Below are 18,134 nucleotides of genomic sequence, written 5' to 3' on the forward strand. Positions count from 1 at the left end.
TCTCCCAAAGGATTAAGTAGGGATGCCTTCACGCTTGATGTGCGGTACCGCAATACCCAGGGCGCGCAGTTGTTGAAAGACGTTCATGAATTCACGATTGCGTTTTACTTTGCCGTCCTCCAGTTCGAAGGAGTGCAGGAAGTGATTCTCGTAATAACCTTCCGGATAACCCGGAAAGAGAATCTTGCCGTGACCATCGCACTCGACCCAAATATGGTTAGGGTCATCGGTTTCAAACACTTTGACGTTGTACCATTCCCAATCCGGGAAGCACTTGAGTGACCAAACAGCGTGTTCGGCCAATTTGGCTTTGCCACTGATTACAATCGGAGCGCCAGTATCCGTGGTCCATAAGCCGCCGGAACCGTCTTCAGTGAATAGTTCATGACGGCGCAGGCGATCCTGGCCTTTGGTGCGCATGTATTGCTCGACCGTGGCGCGGTTCTTGCGACGTAGTTCAGTGTCATTAGTTGTCAGTTGCTGTGCCGTGCTGGTAGACATGCTCAATCTCCAATGGATAAAGGGCTTATGAGGCGGGGATCCCCTCGCGCTTGATGCTTGGAATCGGGATGCCCAAGGCGCGAAGTTGTTGGAAGGGGTTCATGAATTCACGGTTTTGCGTGATCTTGCCGTTGTCCAACTCGAAGGAATGGATGTAATGGTTTTCGCAATACCCCTCCGGGTAACCGGGCACCAGGGACTTGCCGCGGCCGTCGCTTTCCACCCAGAAATGGTTGGGATTGGCGGTTTCGAACACCCGGACGTTGTGCCATTGCCAGTCTGGAAAGCACTTGTCCAGCCACACGCCGAGGGCGGCGAGTTTCGCGTGGCCTTTAAACACAAGGGGCTCCCCGGTTTCGGTATTCCAGGAGCCGCCGCTGCCATCCGGCGTGAACAGCTCATGCCGGCGCAGGCGATCTGTTCCGTTAGTGCGCATGTACTGTTCAACCGTGGCGCGATTTTTTTGGCGAAGTTCGAGCTGATCATTAAAACCGCCAGTGATAAGCGAAGCAGGCATGGGCAGCTTTCTCCTTAGTTGATTAAGATTAAAAAAATCAAGTAAATATTTAGTTAATTGCGCATGGCCTTATCTAACAGTTGTTTTAACTGTCGTGCCTTCGCGGCTGTTCCGAGCGGTGTTGTTTATACACCCGCATTTCCAGGGCTTGGAACTACCAGATCTTGTAGTGGCTCAAGCCTGAATGGGGCAGTGCGGCTGTCGGACAGGTTGTTGCATTATTATGAATGGGCAGGTTCATTCGTCGGCCGAGAAACAGTGGCCTATGGCTAGTTAGTTGGGTTAGACATAAGAAATCTAGTGCTAGTGCGAAGCAGTCTATGGCGCTGGAATTTTCTGTTTGACATGAGTTCAGGTTGGTTTAGTCTCACGACTCCTTTCAAGCTTTATAGGTGTTCAAAATGGAATTAGGACAACTGTTGGGGTGGGATGCTTATTTTTACAGTATCTTTGCGCAAACCATGAACATGGAGGAATTCACGGCGGTTTCATTGAGGGTCTTGCGTGAACTGCGGTTTGATTTCTTTGCCTATGGCATGTGCAGCGTGACGCCGTTCATGCGGCCCAGAACCCATATGTACAGCAATTATCCCGAGGACTGGATACAGCGCTATCAGGCAGCTAACTACGCAACGATCGACCCTACGGTGAAACACAGCAAAGTCTCGTCAGCCCCTATTTTGTGGAGCAATGAGCTGTTCCGAGGCTGCCCGCAGCTGTGGTCTGAAGCCAACGATTCGAATCTGTGCCACGGCCTGGCGCAACCTTCGTTCAACACCCAGGGGCGTGTCGGGGTGTTGAGCCTGGCACGCAAGGACAATGTCATCAGTCTTCAGGAGTTCGAAGCATTGAAGCCGGTGACCAAAGCGTTTGCCGCAGCGGCCCTGGCGAAGATTTCCGAGTTGGAAAGCGATGTTCGTGCGTTCAACACCGATGTGGAGTTCAGCGAGCGGGAATGTGATGTGTTGCGCTGGACCGCAGACGGCAAGACCTCGGAAGAAATTGGCGTAATCATGGGCGTGTGCGCCGACACCGTGAATTACCATCACCGCAACATCCAACGCAAACTCGGTGCCAGCAACCGCGTGCAAGCCGTGTCTTACGCGGTCGCGCTGGGCTATATCTGAGGTTCATCGACTGCGCCGAGTCGTCCAGCAGGACGACTCGGCCGGTATCATGCGGTCTCTTCCAGAAACGCCCCGGACGTGAAGGCTGAAGGCATGCGCGCACCACGGTGGTGTTCACGGTGAGCCGAAAGTTTGATGGCGAGGATCTTTTCGTCCTGGTGCAGGGTGACCGGCCCCAGACGTTCGTAGTTGACCCCATTAATTTTGTAATAGCGCTCCATCGTGCTGTTGACGATGCCGACGATGGCATCGGCGCCCGCCAGGCTGGCGATCTTGAGGCTTTTCCAGAACAAAGGCATGGCCAATTGCGGTTCGCGGGTGGTGAAGCGGGTCATTTCCCAGATGGCGGAATGCTTGGGCGGTGTGCCTGCGCAGGTATGGCTGAAGACGCCCTCCAGCAGGTTGGGGAATATTGTGGGTATCAGGCGGGCGCAGCCTATAATGGAATGATGCTCGTTGAACGCCAGGAGGTAGCGGGCGTGCTCCGTGTCGTATTGGTCCCACTCACAACCGGCCTGGTGCGGCTGGATGGGCAGTCGCCATCCAAGTTTCTCGACGAATTGTTCGTGCCGAAAGCGACCTAGCATGAGTTTGAGCTCGTCACTCATTTCGCTCAGCGTATGCTCTTCCATGTGCATGACAGGATGTTCCTTGGGGAGGGGGTAAGTGCGGGTTTTTATAGAGGACTTGTAGAGGCTTGGCACCTACAAGATCTTGTAGTGCGTTCTATGCTCCATTTTTACTGAACTACCGAAACCCATAACGATCTAGCGTCCATTGCAGGCTCAGAAAAGATCTTTCCGGGTGAAATGAGATTTATCTGAAGTGGAACGCCGTCTCAGGCAGAGTGGGTCCCAAGACGGTGAAAACAGATGCGTTCCAATCAGGTGTTTGAGGAATGAACGATGTTGAATTTTGAAGAGCGCCCCAGGGAAGCGCGCGAGCCCAGCGAGTACGAGAGCCTGGTCGCGATGGGAACCCGCACGCTCGATGCCATTCCTGGGGCTATCTACCTGTGTGACCGCGATGGGTGGCTCGTCAGGTTCAACAGCGAAGCGGTAGAGCTGTGGGGAAGAACCCCAGCGTTGGGGCAGGGCGGCGACCGCTTCTGCGGTTCGTATCGGCTTTATTCCACAGATGGCACGCCGTTGGCCGTTGACGAATGCCCGATGGCCTCGACCCTCAACGCGGGGCAGTGCGCGCGTAACCAGGAAGTCTTGATCGAGCGCCCTGACGGATCGCGATTCGTGGCACTCATGAGTATCCGCACGCTCAGAGACCGGGAGGGACACATCCAGGGCGCAATCAACTGCTTTCAGGATATCTCGACGCACCACGCCATCGCCGAGGAACTGCGGCGCAAAAGCTCCGACCTTGAAGACTTTTTCGAAAACAGCGCCGTGGGCCTGCATATTGTCAGCGGCGAAGGCATTATTCTGCGGGCCAACAAAGCCGAGTTGTCGCTGCTGGGCTATTCAGCGGACGAGTACATTGGCCGTCACATCACCGAATTTCATGTGGATGAGCCGGTTATCGGCGACATCCTCAGCAAGCTCGGCAACGGTGACTGCCTGAACAGCTACCCGGCACGTCTCAGAGCCAAGAACGGCACCATCAAGCATGTCGCCATTACCTCCAATGGTCGCTTTGAGAACGGCAAGTTCTTCAACACCCGTTGCTTCACCCTTGACGTGACCCGCGTGCACGACGCCGAAACCGAGCGCCAGGAGAGCGATGACCGCTTGGCGGCGACTTACGAGGCGGCGACCATCGGCATTGCGGAAGCAGGGGAGGACGGTCGCCTGCTGCGGGTGAACGATGCCCTGTGCACCATGCTCGGTCGGTCTCGCGAAGAACTGCTGGCGATGACCTTCCTGGACTACACCCACCCAGACAGTGTCGAGCAGGACGCGGCGTTATACGCACGGCAGGTGGCGGGCGAACTGGACAATTACGTGTTGCGCAAACGTGCCGTAAAGCTCGATGGCCAGCCGATCTATCTGGATATTCACAGCTCATCGGTAAGGGCTGCCGATGGCAGGTTCCGCTACGGCGTACGGGTCATCCAGGACGTGACGCTGGCCCGAGAGATGGAACACCGCGTGCGCGAAAGCGAGCGACACATGCGCAACCTGCTGGAGGCGCTGCCGGCGGCCGTCTACACCACCGACGCCGAAGGGCGCATCAACTTCTATAACGGCGCGGCCGTCGAGTTGTCGGGGCGCACACCGCAACTGGGCGACCTGTGGTGCGTCACTTGGAAACTGTTCAACACCGATGGCACGTATCTGCCTCACGACCAATGCCCGATGGCCGTGGCGCTCAGGGAAAATCGGCCGGTGCGGGGCGTCGAGGCCATTGCGGAACGCCCGGACGGCACGCGCGTGTCCTTTGCGCCGTATCCGACCCCTCTGCACGATGCCGACGGAAACCTGATCGGTGCGATCAACATGCTCGTGGACATTACTGAGCGAAAGCAGGCAGAAGACCGACAGAAAAACCTGATCGATGAACTCAATCACAGGGTCAAGAACACCCTGGCTACGGTCCAGTCTCTGGCGGCGCAAACAGCGCGCAGCGCGCGGGACGCCAACGAAGGCTATGTCCGCTTCGAAGCCCGGCTGCTCGCGCTGTCGCGTGCCCACGACCTCCTGACGAAGCGGCATTGGGGCCACACGCCGCTGGGCGTGCTTGCCCATGAAGTGCTAATGCCGGTATTCGGCGATGAACCTGGGCGCATCATGATCGCCGGTGATGCCATTGAAGTGGACACCCGCGTCGCCCTGAGCCTCACCATGACCCTCAATGAGCTGGCAATCAACGCCCTGAAATACGGTTCGATGTCGAACGAGACCGGGACACTTTACGTGAACTGGAGCGTTCAACCCCAGCCGGACGGCGCGCTACTCACCCTGGACTGGCGCGAGGAGGGCGGCCCTGCAGTGATCACGCCCGAACGCAAAGGGTTGGGTTCGCGTTTGATGCAGCGCTGCATCGAGCGTGATCTAGACGGTTCTTTTGAACTCGACTATGCCCATGAGGGCGTTCACTGCCGCTTCTCGTTTATGGTCGTTGAGAACACACCATGACCGTGTTCCCAGGGATCAGGGTGCTGTTGGTTGAAGACGAAGGCGCCATCGCGATGTTGATCGAGGAAATGCTCGAAGACATGGGATGCACGGTAGTCGCCTCCGTGGCCCGACTCGCGAAGGCACTCGAAAAGGCCAGTGTGCTCGACGTAGACCTGGCGATTCTGGACGTGAACCTGGCGGGAGAACGCGTGTTTCCGGTTGCCAGCGTTTTGCGTGCGCGCAATATTCCGTTTTTATTCAGCACGGGGTATGGAGCCAGCGGCCTGCCGAAGGAGTTTGCTGGCTGTCCGGTTTTGCATAAGCCGTTTGCGGAAGACGATCTTCGGTTGAAGATGGCGCTGGCGTTGAATGAGGCGTGATCAGAGCGCGGTTTATTGACGTCAAATCATAATTGTGTAGGGCGCCATTCAGTTGCCCGATTGACCGCCGATATCTATTCAAGTCGTATCCGTTGGCGGTAAACCGAGGGTCAGACCATGTTCAATAAAACTATAAAAGATGAACTGGAGGCCAGGAAGGCCGAAGTAGTGGGTTACAAGGGATTGTTCGAAGCACTGGGCCGCTCTATGGCGGTGGTTGAGTTTGATCTGGACGGAAAGGTGCTGCGAGCCAACGATAATTTTCTCGCCACCATGGGCTATAGCGCCGACCAATTGCCTGGTAAGTCGCATCGGGACTTCTGCACCCCTGCGTTAACCCGCAGCGCGGATTACAGCCAGTTTTGGGCGCAACTGCGTGCCGGTACATTCGTGTCGGGTACTTTCCAGCGAATTAACGCGATGGGGCAGAATGTCTGGCTTGAAGCCAGTTACAACCCGGTGCTCGACGAACGCGGTCAAGTGAACAGGATCGTCAAGTATGCACTGGACGTGACTGAAAAAGTCGCTCAAGAAGCGCTGGCGCGGGGCAAACTGGCCGCGCTGGATCGCGCCATGGCTGTGATTGAGTTTGATCTAACTGGCAATATCCTCTCGGCCAACGACAACTTTCTACACACCATGGGCTACGGCCTGAACGAGCTCAAGGGTAAGCACCACCGGCTGTTTTGCGAGCCAAGCTTGATCAATAGCAGCGAATACAGCGACTTCTGGCGTCGATTGAATGCCGGCGAGTTTTTCAGCGGCCAGTTCAAACGTATCGGCAAAAACGGACGGGTAGTCTGGCTGGAAGCGACCTATAACCCGGTGTATGACGCTGACGGCAAATTATCGAAGATCGTCAAGTTCGCCAGTGATATCACCGCGCGCATCGAGCGCTTTGAAGAGGACTCGCGCGGCGCTTCCCGGGCGTACCATATTTCCGCCGAGACCGAGAAAGTCGCCGAACAGGGCGCCCAAGTCATCCAGGAAACAGCCAGAGAGATGCGCCAGATAGCCGAAAACATTGGTGCGTCGGCGCGGCTGGTCGGTCAGTTGGGTGACCGTTCCGAACAGATCACGGCCATCGTCAATACCATTCGCGGTATCGCTGATCAGACCAACCTGCTGGCCCTCAACGCCGCCATTGAAGCCGCTCGAGCGGGCGATCAGGGCCGAGGCTTTGCGGTAGTGGCCGACGAAGTCCGACAGCTGGCGGGACGCACCAGTCGCTCGACTGCGGAAATCGCCGAAATGATCGGCAAGATCCTTTCCGAAACCCGTGATGCCGTCGCCAGCATGAATGCTACTCAAGAGGGCGCGCAACGCGGCGTAGGCCTGGCCGATCAGGCCGGCTCGGTGATATTGCAGATCCGCAGCGGCACCAGTGACGCCGTCGCGGCGGTGAGCATGTTCGCCTCCAAACTCGACGAGTCGGAAGTGATTCCTAAAACTGCTGTGAGTTGGGTTGGGTGAAAGGTTAGAGCAGGTGTGCGCTTTGGGGCATGCCTGTCTTAATAGCTAATTTAACATAATATACATTATGCGAACCGTCCTATACGGAGCTGGGGAGCTCTGGCAGTCAGATTTGAAGCCTGGCGAGACCTCTTCCTTTCAGCTTGGCGATGCGTCCCTCGCATGCTTGAATGCCGGCCGACAAACGTGCCTCACCAATTGACGGAGAAATTGCATGTGGCTTTGTACAGAATGGAAAATCGACTGGGACGCTGTAGCTGCTGTCGCAACGGCTGCTGCTGCAATCATCGCACTTATTATCTGGAGCTTTGATAAAGTGCAAAGGAGGCGCGAACGGGCTGCAAGCGCCAAGCTCTTAGCTCAGATTATGACAACTCCTTTTGGCGCAGCACAGGTTGAAATCGCTAAATTCCGTTGCGTGGTTCGTCCACTAAACGGAGACCAAACCTACTTGGCAGCCCTGAAAAATGATGAAAATGTGCGCCAGGATTTAGCGAATAAGGCAACAAAAGTAAGACTTGACCTCCCATCACAGTTTTTGGACAAGGCTGATATATTCACTGAAAAGGTTAACAACAGATTGGCAAATGCATTTGCCCAAGTTAACCGCCTTGAAAAAATATGTAGTCTGTTAGGTGATCTGCCAAATTCTGCGTCAGAAACTGACATTACTATTCATATAAACTCAGTGTTGACACAAATCAAAGAGACTGAAGAAGCAACCACGGAAGCTTTCCAAGCCCTTTTAGAAGCCGGAAAGTCATCTTGAGTTTGGGCGCACCCTACTCTACGCTAATGACGAATTAATATAACTATACTAAATGACTATTTAGTATAGTTATATCTACCGATCACTAATCAGCAAAAAAATCTTCAATAACCACCCGCCGCCGTCATCGCTCCGCCCACGATCGCAATTCCTGAACTACTGCCCAAACGTGTCGCCCCGGCTTCAATCATCTTTAAAGCCGTCGGATAATCGCGCACACCGCCGGACGCCTTTACACCAACCCCTGCGCCCACGGTCTGGCGCATCAGTGCCACATCTTCGACTGTCGCGCCGCTTCGGCTGAAGCCGGTGGAGGTCTTGACGAACGCCACACCCAAGTCGCGGCAGATTTCGCAGGCCTGGACCTTCTGCTTGTCGTCGAGCAGACAGGTTTCCAGTATGACCTTCAACGGCACGGCGCCGCAGGCCTCGTGGACCAGGGCGATGTCTTCGCGCACGGCGTCCAGCAGCCCGTCTTTCAACCATCCGATATTGAGCACCATATCGATCTCCCCTGCCCCGGCGGCAATTGCCCGTTGGGCTTCGAAAGCCTTGGTGTCACTCAGACCGGCCCCCAATGGAAAGCCCACAACAGCACAAATCACTACGCTTTTGTCGGTCAGGCATGACGCGGCGTAAGGTACTTGACCCGAGTTCAGGCATACGGAGTAAAAGCCGTGTTCGCGGGCCTCTTCGCACAAGGTTCGGATCTGCTCACGGGAGGCGTCGGGAGCCAGCAGGGTGTGATCGATGTACTTGGCCAATGCTGCGGGTGGAAGATTGTTCATTTAACGAGCCCTTGCCTGTATGTTGCCAATGATCGTGGCGCGCGTGTCACGGTGCGCATATAAAATAGTTACAATAATAACATTTAATGTTACTTATTTAACAACAACAATCAACCCCTGGAATACTCGTGGACAGTAGAAAAGCCGAGCGACTGAAGCTCATTCAACAAGCCTTGCAGGACCAGAATGCCATTCACTTGAAGGAAATGGCCGCGCTGCTGGAGGTTTCCGAAATGACCCTGCGCCGCGATCTCAACCACTTCAGCGATCATTTGCGCCTGCTGGGCGGCTACATCACGCGAGTCGGCAACGAGGCCGGCGATTATCGCGTGGCGGAGCAGGACACGCGTCACGTTGAGGAAAAACGCCGCATCGGAAAGCTCGCTGCCCAGTTGATCCAGGCCGGTGACACGGTATTTTTTGACTGCGGCACCACCTCGCCTTTTGTGGTTGATTTCATTCCCGATGCGCTGGAGTTCACGGCGGTGTGCAGTTCGCTGAACGTGCTGCTCAAACTGCAGAACAAGCCCAATTGCCACATCGTGTTGTGCGGTGGCACCTTTCACCGCAAGAACCAGGTTTTTGAAAGCCGCGCCGAAAGCAGCATCCTCGACAGCGTGCGCCTGACATGGGCCTTTGTGACCGCCGCCGGCGTCAGCCAGGAATTCGGCGTGACGTGCTTCAACTTCAACGAAGTCGAGGTCAAGCAAAAGGTCATACGCCAGGCCCAGCAGCGCGTGCTGCTCGCCGATTTCAGCAAGTTCGACACGGTGCGCACCGCTCACTTCGCCGCCCTGGAAGACTTTCATTACGTGGTCAGCGACAAGAAAATCCCCCGTGGCTACAAGGAAGTCATCCAGGCCAACGGCACGCAATTGCTGGTCTAACCCAACAGCTTCCGCCGCTCCTGCGCACTCAAGTAACCGGTGGTGACACTGAACGAAGCGCTGGCTCCAGCCGCCAGCACACGCACGTGACCTTTGGCTTTCTCGGCGTTATAGCCCTCGGGTTCACAGGTGGACGGCAGAACGAACGCCGCCACTTGCTGATCCGGCGTGTACAGGATCCAACGCGCGGCGTGCTCGAACTGTTCGGGACGGTAACGGGTGTAAAACGCCGCGCCATCGGGATGATCGAGTAGAAAGTGCGCCTGGCCCGCGGCGTCAGCGGCAACACCATCAAAGAAAAACACGATCTCGGGGTCGTACAGTGACGGCTGTTCAAGGCAGGCCAACTGAGTCGGGTGCTCGGCCAGTCGGGCCATGTAGGCGCTCCAGGCTGGCGTCGGCTTGACGTGGTCCGGCACGCTGGTACGCAGGCGCAGGCGTTGCACGCCCAACGGTTCGACAAACCGCGCACCGGTCACAAACGCGTAGTTCATGTGGGCCATGTACATCAGGTCCATGGGCTTTCTGGCCAGGTTCGTCACCTCCATATCGATATCGAACAAGGCCGAATCGGCGCGCAATGTGACGCTGGGGCAAGCCAGGTAACGATCGCCGAACCCCTTGGCGTACTGATACGAGCCGCCCAGGCGCACAAAGCCCTCGCCCACTTCCAGCCAGGCCGTGTCCAGGGGCGCGCAGGGCATTTCGCCGTGCAAGGCGTGCGTGTCGTCCGGTGTCGGGCAACCATTGCGCAGCAGGCCACTGTGAAACATGAAGCAGCCATAGGTGTCGATGACCGTCGGGCTGGGCCGAGGTTGCTCGAACAGGTTGTTCATGGTCAGGTTGCAACCGTCGAACTCGGCTGACCAGATCATCTGTCCTTGATAAGGCAGTACCACCAGCTTGCCACGACTGTTCTCCAGGCTCAGGGCCAACACACCGGACGCATAGGTCCAGGCGCTGACCTTGAATGCAGGGGATTGCAGGAGGATCTTTTCCTGCTCGCCAAACACCGCTCGGTACAGTGGGATACGTGTATTCATGAGGCCACCGCCCCGGTGGCGCCCGCCGGTAAGGTGCCGGGTTGGCGCATGCACTTGAGCGCATACATCACGATCACGATAAAGCACAGTAACGGCACGCTGTAAGCCAGCTGCATGTTGCCGCCGCTGGCGTCGGACAGCAGGCCCTGGAAGATCGGGATCACCCCGCCGCCTACAATACTCATCACCAGCAAAGAGCCACCGACACCGGTGTCTTCACCCAGGCCATCGATGGTCAGGCCGTAGATGGTCGGCCAGCAGGGGCCGAGGAAAATGCTCACGCCGACTGCTGCATACACCGCCGAAATGTTCGGCACCAGAATGGTATAAGCCAGCAGCACGATACACAGCACGCCGTAGATCGCCAGGACCTTGGCGGGGTGCAGCCGCCGCATCAACAGGTTGGCGATCAGCTTGCCGACAAAATACGCGGCAAAGGTGGTCAGCAAAAACCAGGAGGCGCTGCGCTCGTTCATACCGCCCATTTGCATGGCCAGGCGAATGGTGAAACTCCACACGCCGACCTGGGCGCCCACGTAAAGAAACTGCGCCAATACGCCAAAGGTAAAGCGTGGGTTGCGCCACAGCCGGCCCAGGCTCTGACGCAGACTGCCGGGCTTGCTGCCAGCGGGCTTATTGCCCTTGCAGGCGGGAAATCGCGTAATGGCGATCAGGATAAAGATCAGCACCAGCACGGCAATCATCCACTTGTAGGGCAAGAGCGTGGACTGGATCATTTGCAACTGTGCAACCGCCGCCTCGGAAGCGCTCATCTGAGTCAGTTGTTCCGTGGTGGCGTCCGTGTCCTTGAACATCACAAAGCTGCCTACGTACACCCCGGCCATTGCGCCGAAGGGGTGGAATGTTTGCGAAATGTTCAAGCGTCGGGTCCCGGTTTCCCGTGGCCCCATCAGTGTCGAATAGGTGTTGCACGCGGTTTCAAGGAACGACAGCCCGGCGGCTATTACAAACAGCGCCAACAGGAACATGCCGTACTTGGCCGTGGACGCCGCCGGAAAAAACAACAGGCAGCCGAACATATACAGCAGGAGACCGATCAGGATCGTGCTCTTGTAGCTGAGGCGACGCACCACCATCGCGGCCGGGATCGCCACGAAAAAGTAGCCCAGGTAGAACGCCGACTGCACAAAGGCGGTCTGGAAATCACTGAGCAGAAACGCTTTCTTGAAATGGGCGATCAGCACGTCGTTCATGCTCGCCGCCGCCGCCCACAGCGCAAAGATGCTGCACAGCAGGATAAAGGCGAACCAGGGCGTGCGGTTCAGGTAGAAGCCATCGGGAGTCGGTTGCAGCGCAGGTTTGTTCATTATTGTTCTCCGGGCTGGGTGGGGTGTTACCGCTGTTGCTGGAAACGCGTGAACGTTTCGTGGTCGGGATAAGACGTTTGCGTACCCAGCGCCATGACCGAGCACGCGGAATACGCTACCGCCTGTTCAATGGCCTGGCGGATATGGCCGTCGCGGTTCCAGTGGTGAATGAAGCATCCGATAAAGGCATCGCCGGCCCCCGTGGTATCACGGGCCACCACCTGAACGCCGGGCACATGGAATTCGCCCTCTTCGCCCACGTACAACGCACCGTGCTCGCCAAGGGTGACGATCACGTGGCGAATGCCGCTGGTGACCAGGCTGCGCGCGGCGGCCTGGGCCGAGGCCGGCGAGTTCACGACGTGACCGGTGATCAGCGCCAGTTCCGATTCGTTGGGGATCAGGAAGTCCAGGTGCGCCAAATGCTTGGCGCTCAACCCGGTCAGCGCCGGTGCCGGGTTGAGCAGCACCGCGATAGCGTGTCGGTGAGCGAATTCGATGGCGTGGTAGACCGTCTCCAGGTTGATTTCCAATTGCAGCACGATCAGCGTGCATTCACGCAGGTCCGCTGCAGCGGCATCGATGTCCGCCGGCGACAGATGCGCATTGGCTCCTTTGACGATCAATATGCTGTTGTGCGAGTCAGTTCGCACGAAGATCGGCGCGACGCCGCTGGAAACACCCGGCACGCGCTGCACGTAACGGGTGTCGATGCCAAAGCGTTGGAAGTTGGCCACGGTGTTGTCGGCAAACATGTCGTCGCCGACCTTGCTCAGCATCAGGACATCAGCCCCCAACTTGGCGGCCGCGACGGCCTGGTTGGCCCCCTTGCCGCCGCAACCGAGGGCAAAACCCGGCGCTTCGAGGGTCTCGCCCTGGGCCGGCATGCGGTCGATGTAGGTAATCAGATCAACCATATTGCTGCCGATGACTGCGATCTTGCTCATTGCTATTCCACCTTGTTACGGCACGACGAGGCAAAGCGTGCCGCTCTTGTTTTGTTATTTAAATAACATTAGGTGTGAATATTCAATCTTTTTTTGTGGGGTCGGATCAATTTTGCCGGATGGTCTTACCCGGTTCCCCTTTCTCCGGACAAAAAAAACCGGCCTCAGAGGCCGGCCGTTAATCAACAGGTCTACACGCTGAACCGATCCACCGACTGCGACAATTTCCCGGCCAGGCCGGCCAGCTCATCGGTGGTCGCGGCTGTCTCACCGATGACGCGGCTATTGTTTTGCGACATACCGGCGATCATCTCCACCTGGTGGGCGATTTCATTGCTGGCCAGGCTCTGCTCGCCGATGGTCCGGGAGATGTCGTTGACCAACTCCGTGGTGCTCAAGGTGGCCTGCAGAATCTCGCGAATGGCGCGCTCCACATCGGCGGTCACGGCCATGCCTTTGTCCACCTGGGCGACGCCCTCCTCCATGCTGGTCACCGCTTCCCGGGTGCTTTGCTGGATACGCCCGACCATGCTGGCGATTTCCTGGGTGGAGGCGCTGGTGCGGCCGGCCAGGCTGCGTACTTCGTCGGCAACAACGGCAAAACCGCGCCCTTGTTCACCGGCGCGAGCGGCTTCGATGGCGGCGTTGAGGGCCAGCAGGTTGGTTTGGTCGGCAATGCCCTTGATCACTTGGATGATGCTGTAGATGGCCTCGGATTCCTTGTCCAGGGTGCGAATGACCAGGGCCGATTGTTGGGCGGAACGGGCAATGCCGTCCATGTCGCTGACCACTTGGTGAATCACCCGGCCGCCGTCCTTGGCCAGGGCTTCGGCCTGGTTGGCCATGTCCAGCGCGCGCCCGGCGTGGCGGGTGATTTCTTCGATGCTGGCGGTCATTTCGCTGGCGGCGGCGGCCATGGTGCTGGCTGCGGCGCTTTGCTGCTGGCTGCTGCCCGCCACTTCATGGCAGCCCTGGCTCAGTCGTTCGCTCACGCCATTGACGCCGTGGGCATTGCTGCGCACCACGTCGATCATGCCGCGCAGGTCGCGCTGCATGGTGGCAAGGCTGCGAATCAATGAACTGGCTTCGTCCTTGCGGCTGGGCTCGACAATCGGTTCGCTCAAGTTGCCGCCGGCGATACTCGCGGCGATGCGGCTGGCCGCCTGCAGGGGTCCCATGATGCTGAGAATTACCCAGCGTCCCTGGGCCAGCAGCAGCAACAGGCTGGCGATCAAGACTGCGCCCAGGATCAGATTGGCGTTATGAATAGTGCGTTGGGTAGCCTCGCCGGTGCGTTCGGTATGGCTTTCGATCAACTCGCTGAAGGCGCCCATTTGATCTTCGAGCTGGCTGAAGGCTTTATTGAAGGTTTCAAGCTCCCCGCGAGCGCCTTCGGGGTTGCCCAAGGCCAGCGCGACGATACGCTCGGCGGCGCCGATGTAGGTGTCCAGGCTGGGCTTGATGTTGTCGAGGTTGGTTTTGAGCGTGGCTTCCAACGGCAACTTGAGGTTGTCCCCCAGTACCTTGCGAAAGTTCTCGGCGTGCTCCTTGAGCGAACTATTGACCTCTGCGGCGGTGGTGGTGCTTTTGCCCAGGCCCACCAGCATGGCGGACAACACATCGGCGCGCAGCGCGTCATGCATCATGTCGGCTTCCATGTGGTTGCGCAAAACGGTCATGCTGACCTCGTTTTCCTGCACGGCAGCGCTCATCTGTCGGTTTCCAAGGTAACCGGCCAGGCTCATGACCAGGGCGGTCAGCAACCCGGTCGCAATCAACAGCGTCAAGCGTAATTTGATCGTCATGCGGATATCCCCTTACCCAAGCGCCGATGCGTCGTTACTAGCGTTATCGGCATCACTGGCTGTTAGTGAAGCTCAAGTTTGCGGATCTGCGCGGATACCTTAAGCTGGGCGTCTTTTGCTTGCCCGGGACACCCATGCCTCAACGTATTGCCCACCTCGCCTTGCTGCTGGGGTTGATCACCGCCATCGGCCCGTTCGCCATCGACAGCTACCTCCCCGCCCTGCCCACCCTGGGCGCCAGCCTGCAGGCGTCGCCCGCCGCCGTGCAGATGAGCCTCACGGTATTTTTCATGATCATCGGCGTGTGCCAGCTGTTCTACGGGCCGCTCAGCGATGTGTATGGACGCAAGCCGCCGATCTACGCCGGCCTGGTGATTTTCGCCGTGGCCAGCGTCGGTTGCGCGTTGGCGCCGACCATTGAAGTGCTGATCGGGTTTCGCGCCCTGCAAGCGTTTGGCGCGTGCGCCGGCATGGTCATCCCGCGGGCGATCGTGCGCGACCTCTATACCGGCCATCAAGCCGCGCGCTTGATGGCGCTGCTGATGCTGGTGATGAGTGTGTCGCCGATCCTTGCGCCTCTGGCCGGCAGTGTGGTGATTTCACTCTGGAGCTGGCGCGAGGTGTTCGCCGTGCTGGCGGTGGTGGCCATGCTGTGCCTGGTGATGACCGTTGTACAACTGCCCGAAACCCACCCGGCCGAGCGGCGCCTGGGCAAAACCCTGGGCGGTGCGATCCGCAGTTACGGGGCGCTGCTGCGCGATCCGGTGTTTATCGGCTTGGCAGTGGTCAGTGGCTTTGGCCTGGCCACGTTCTTCGTGTTTATCGGCAGTGCGCCGTTCGTGTATATCCAGTATTTCGGCTTGACGCCTACCCAGTTCAGCCTGTGCTTTGCCGTCAACGCCGCCTCGTTTTTCGCCATGAGCCAGCTGACAGCCCGTCTGAGCGCGCGCTTTGGCCTGGCACCGCTGATTCGCTGGTCGGTAATTGCCGTGGCGGCCGTGATGGCGCTGCTGGCGGCCACCACGCTGTGGGGCGATAACCTGGCGTTGATGATGACCCTGCTGTTTGTCGGCTTCGGCTTTCTCGGCCTGTTGTTGCCGGCCGCCGGGGTGTTGTCGCTGGAGGATCACGGTGCGGTGGCAGGGTCGGCGTCGGCGTTGCTGGGCGCGATTCAGATGGTCACCGCCGCTGTGTCGATGACGCTGGTGGGGTTGTTCGCCGACCATACGCCCGCGCCGATGCTGGTGGGCATCGCGCTGTGCGCGGCCGCCGCCCTGCTCACGGTGATATGGACGCTGCGCCGCTTGCCGCCGCACCTGGCGAGTGCTTGAGCCTTACAAATCGAAGCGATCCACCGCGCGCCGCCGCTCATTGTCGTCACGCACGTCATAGCTGGCGGTGGTCTGGATGTTGGTGTGATGGGCCAGCTTCTGCGCGATCGACAGGTCATGCTCCTCGATCACCCGGGTAATGAACGAGCGGCGAAAATCATGGGGCATGATCTTCACGCCCACCTGGTCCCCGCGCTGGCGAGCGATGTAGTAAATCGCGTGTTTAGTGATGCGTTCCCGGGTGATATGGCTGCCGCGACGGATTCGGTTGAACAGGAACGGGTCGTCCTGTTCGCCTTCCTTGAGTTGTCCGCGACGAAACTCCAGCCAGGCCTGCAGTTTGGCGAAGGCCCAGTCCGGCGCGTATTTGATCAGCTCTTTATTGCCCTTGCCGATCACGCGCAAGCTGCGCTGCTCAAAATCGACCTGCGCCAGATCAAGGTTGACCGACTCCGACTTGCGCATGCCCGAGCCGTACAGGATGCCGATCACGGCGGCATCGCGCAGGCCTTGCGGGCGCGGGTCGGCGGCGCAGACCTCCATCATTTCGCGGATCAACGTGCGGCGCAGGTTACGCCCCTGCCCCAGGCGCGTACCGGACGCGGCCTTGACCGAGCGCATCTTCAACAAGTGTTCCTGGCTGATCAGGCTCATCCGCCACGCTTCGTTCATCACCCCGCGCACGGCATTCACATACAGCGACGAGGTGTTCGGCGCATAGCCGTCTTCGCGCAACGCGGCGACCAGGGCGATTACCTGTTCGGGCTGCAGCAGGTGCCAGTCAATGTCTTCAAGGTTGGCGTCTTCAAAGCCCAGGCGGTCGGCGGCGTCCTGCAGCACGTAGCGCATGGTCAGCTGGCTGGAGGGCGCCAGGCGGGTGAGGTAGAGGGTCAGCGGGTTGCGGATGGACTCAGTCAAGGTAGATCAGCCTTTGGATTAAATATCACGAGCAATCTATTGATTAATCGCGATATTTATTGAATTGGCGAGGGCCGAGTCTAGCGCAGTCTTGGCACTGCCATCAAATCACGGCGCCACGTCATCCTCTTCCGTGGGCTGCTGGGGTTGGGTCTGTGACTGGCTCCAGTCGGCATCCTGTTTTTTCATCAGCGCAAACCAGTGCTGACGCATGAACGCCAGGTAGCTGTCCGGCGCCTTGGCAAAATCCTTCTCGTCGCCATAGCAGCCCGGCAGCGGTAGCTCGGTGCCCTGCTCTTTGTACTGGCTGACCAGCGCCTGCTGCGCGGCAACGCTGCAATCGGTCGGCAACGGCATGCCGCGCAGGGCGCCGGCGTCCTCGTCCCACCAGGCTGCGCCGTAACGGTCGACGCCGCGCAGGCGATACTTCTCGGACTTGCCCGTGTGCATGATCAGCTTGAATTCATTGGGGCTGACATCGCTGGTGCAGGTGCGCGAGTAGCCAACAGTCGCCTGGGTCGTGCCGTCACCCAAAAGGTCGGTGACTCGGGTGGCTGCCGTGTCAAAGTGCAGCCCGGCGTCGAATTCGCACTGGCGCACATCGTCGTAAAGCATCCACACGCGCTTGGGATGCTCGCCGGCCAGCAGGTACTGGGCCGCATAGACAAAGGCCGACTGGGTGCCATCGTCGTCCCGCTCGCTGACCTGCTCGGCCAGCACCAGCAGGTTCTTGCCCTGGCGGTCGTCCCAGGTATAGGCAGCGACCTGCTTGCCGTGTACTTCGACGCCTTCCGGCACCTGATCAACGCTGGCCAGGGCCACGCCCTCATCGGCCCGCACTGTCGTGACCCAGGCAACGCACACCAACAATCCGATCAACACCGGCCGCAACTGGCCGCGTAAAAGCTGCACGCTATTCATCCGAGTACCCTGGCAAGAGATGGCTTACTTTACCGGCACTTGAAGGGCAATGCAGAGAAGATTGTTGAATAGAGGCAGTGGAGCCATCACGTGCGCCGATCACGTGAACCAAATACGTGTCAGCCCGTTCCTATTCGGCTGAACATTCACAGGGTTTAACACCTTGGCCACATAGCTGAACACTGGCTGTCTACCTGTCAAATAAACGAGTTTTTCATCCGCCTTTCATATTCGTTGAACATTTTTGCGCTTAACCTTATAGGCATCACTTCAGAGCAATCCGGGGTTTATCGACTAACCTATTGATTACACTTTATCTTTAGCGCGG

The 18,134-nt window shown here is 58.2% G+C and carries 16 protein-coding genes and 3 pseudogenes; 8 read left to right on the forward strand and 11 right to left on the reverse strand.

Going from position 1 to position 18,134, the window contains the following annotated elements; genetic code table 11:
* Positions 1–12 precede the first annotated feature (12 nt).
* Together C4J84_RS12785 and C4J84_RS12790 are read right to left on the reverse strand one after the other, a co-directional pair.
* Positions 13–501, reverse strand: a complete 489-nt coding sequence (locus tag C4J84_RS12785) for a PhzA/PhzB family protein (RefSeq protein WP_124435474.1) — start codon at positions 499–501, stop codon at positions 13–15.
* A 25-nt stretch (positions 502–526) separates the two neighbouring features.
* Complete coding sequence (locus C4J84_RS12790; RefSeq protein ID WP_124435475.1) at positions 527–1,018, reverse strand: PhzA/PhzB family protein; 492 nt, start codon at positions 1,016–1,018, stop codon at positions 527–529.
* A 401-nt stretch (positions 1,019–1,419) separates the two neighbouring features.
* On the opposite strand from C4J84_RS12790, the gene C4J84_RS12795 reads away from it, so the two are divergent.
* Positions 1,420–2,145: an autoinducer binding domain-containing protein gene (locus C4J84_RS12795; protein ID WP_124435476.1), complete on the forward strand. Its 726-nt coding sequence runs from the start codon at positions 1,420–1,422 to the stop codon at positions 2,143–2,145.
* Between the two features lie 47 nt (positions 2,146–2,192).
* On the opposite strand, the gene C4J84_RS12800 is transcribed toward C4J84_RS12795, so the two are convergent.
* A complete protein-coding gene (locus C4J84_RS12800; protein WP_124435477.1) occupies positions 2,193–2,783 on the reverse strand; it encodes an acyl-homoserine-lactone synthase in 591 nt (196 codons plus the stop codon).
* A gap of 267 nt (positions 2,784–3,050) precedes the next feature.
* On the opposite strand from C4J84_RS12800, the gene C4J84_RS12805 reads away from it, so the two are divergent.
* From C4J84_RS12805 to C4J84_RS12820, 5 genes and pseudogenes are all read left to right on the forward strand, one after another.
* The gene (locus C4J84_RS12805; protein WP_124435478.1) at positions 3,051–5,234 is read left to right on the forward strand and encodes a PAS domain S-box protein; all 2,184 of its coding nucleotides are present in this window, start codon (positions 3,051–3,053) and stop codon (positions 5,232–5,234) included.
* Complete coding sequence (locus C4J84_RS12810) at positions 5,231–5,596, forward strand: response regulator (RefSeq protein ID WP_124367081.1); 366 nt, start codon at positions 5,231–5,233, stop codon at positions 5,594–5,596. Before C4J84_RS12805 ends, C4J84_RS12810 begins: the two co-directional genes overlap by 4 nt.
* A 207-nt stretch (positions 5,597–5,803) precedes the next feature.
* Positions 5,804–6,481 (forward strand): annotated as a pseudogene (locus tag C4J84_RS26760) (PAS domain-containing protein); the annotation flags it as partial.
* A gap of 111 nt (positions 6,482–6,592) precedes the next feature.
* A pseudogene (locus C4J84_RS26765) lies at positions 6,593–7,069 on the forward strand (methyl-accepting chemotaxis protein); the annotation flags it as partial.
* A gap of 214 nt (positions 7,070–7,283) precedes the next feature.
* The gene (locus tag C4J84_RS12820; RefSeq protein WP_124435479.1) at positions 7,284–7,838 is read left to right on the forward strand and encodes a hypothetical protein; all 555 of its coding nucleotides are present in this window, start codon (positions 7,284–7,286) and stop codon (positions 7,836–7,838) included.
* A 104-nt stretch (positions 7,839–7,942) separates the two neighbouring features.
* Here C4J84_RS12820 and deoC read toward each other — a convergent pair whose 3' ends face one another.
* Positions 7,943–8,626, reverse strand: a complete 684-nt coding sequence (deoC, locus tag C4J84_RS12825) for a deoxyribose-phosphate aldolase (protein WP_124367085.1) — start codon at positions 8,624–8,626, stop codon at positions 7,943–7,945.
* A 128-nt stretch (positions 8,627–8,754) separates the two neighbouring features.
* On the opposite strand from deoC, the gene deoR reads away from it, so the two are divergent.
* Positions 8,755–9,513, forward strand: a complete 759-nt coding sequence (gene deoR, locus C4J84_RS12830; protein WP_124362918.1) for a DNA-binding transcriptional repressor DeoR — start codon at positions 8,755–8,757, stop codon at positions 9,511–9,513.
* Here deoR and C4J84_RS12835 read toward each other — a convergent pair.
* From C4J84_RS12835 to C4J84_RS26775, 5 genes and pseudogenes are all read right to left on the reverse strand, one after another.
* The gene (locus C4J84_RS12835; protein ID WP_124435480.1) at positions 9,510–10,556 is read right to left on the reverse strand and encodes an aldose 1-epimerase family protein; all 1,047 of its coding nucleotides are present in this window, start codon (positions 10,554–10,556) and stop codon (positions 9,510–9,512) included. The two genes, deoR and C4J84_RS12835, sit on opposite strands and share 4 nt — an antisense overlap.
* Complete coding sequence (gene fucP / locus C4J84_RS12840; RefSeq protein ID WP_124407232.1) at positions 10,553–11,884, reverse strand: L-fucose:H+ symporter permease; 1,332 nt, start codon at positions 11,882–11,884, stop codon at positions 10,553–10,555. Before fucP ends, C4J84_RS12835 begins: the two co-directional genes overlap by 4 nt.
* A gap of 26 nt (positions 11,885–11,910) precedes the next feature.
* Positions 11,911–12,831: a ribokinase gene (gene rbsK / locus C4J84_RS12845; RefSeq protein ID WP_124407233.1), complete on the reverse strand. Its 921-nt coding sequence runs from the start codon at positions 12,829–12,831 to the stop codon at positions 11,911–11,913.
* Between the two features lie 191 nt (positions 12,832–13,022).
* Entirely contained in the window at positions 13,023–13,886 is an 864-nt protein-coding gene (locus C4J84_RS26770; RefSeq protein WP_372238019.1) for a methyl-accepting chemotaxis protein, read from the reverse strand.
* Positions 13,881–14,636 (reverse strand): annotated as a pseudogene (locus C4J84_RS26775) (MCP four helix bundle domain-containing protein); the annotation flags it as partial. The pseudogene C4J84_RS26775 and the gene C4J84_RS26770, both read right to left, overlap by 6 nt.
* Before the next feature lie 134 nt (positions 14,637–14,770).
* Between C4J84_RS26775 and C4J84_RS12855 the strand changes: the two are divergent.
* The gene (locus C4J84_RS12855) at positions 14,771–15,967 is read left to right on the forward strand and encodes a multidrug effflux MFS transporter (protein ID WP_124435482.1); all 1,197 of its coding nucleotides are present in this window, start codon (positions 14,771–14,773) and stop codon (positions 15,965–15,967) included.
* 3 nt (positions 15,968–15,970) lie between these two features.
* Here C4J84_RS12855 and xerC read toward each other — a convergent pair whose 3' ends face one another.
* Both xerC and C4J84_RS12865 read right to left on the reverse strand, forming a co-directional pair.
* A complete protein-coding gene (gene xerC, locus C4J84_RS12860; protein WP_124435483.1) occupies positions 15,971–16,885 on the reverse strand; it encodes a tyrosine recombinase XerC in 915 nt (304 codons plus the stop codon).
* 108 nt (positions 16,886–16,993) lie between these two features.
* Entirely contained in the window at positions 16,994–17,806 is an 813-nt protein-coding gene (locus C4J84_RS12865) for a M949_RS01915 family surface polysaccharide biosynthesis protein (protein ID WP_124435484.1), read from the reverse strand.
* Positions 17,807–18,134: the final 328 nt, after the last annotated feature.

The organism is Pseudomonas sp. R11-23-07, from assembly GCF_003852295.1.
In the GTDB taxonomy this organism is placed as follows: Bacteria; Pseudomonadota; Gammaproteobacteria; order Pseudomonadales; family Pseudomonadaceae; genus Aquipseudomonas.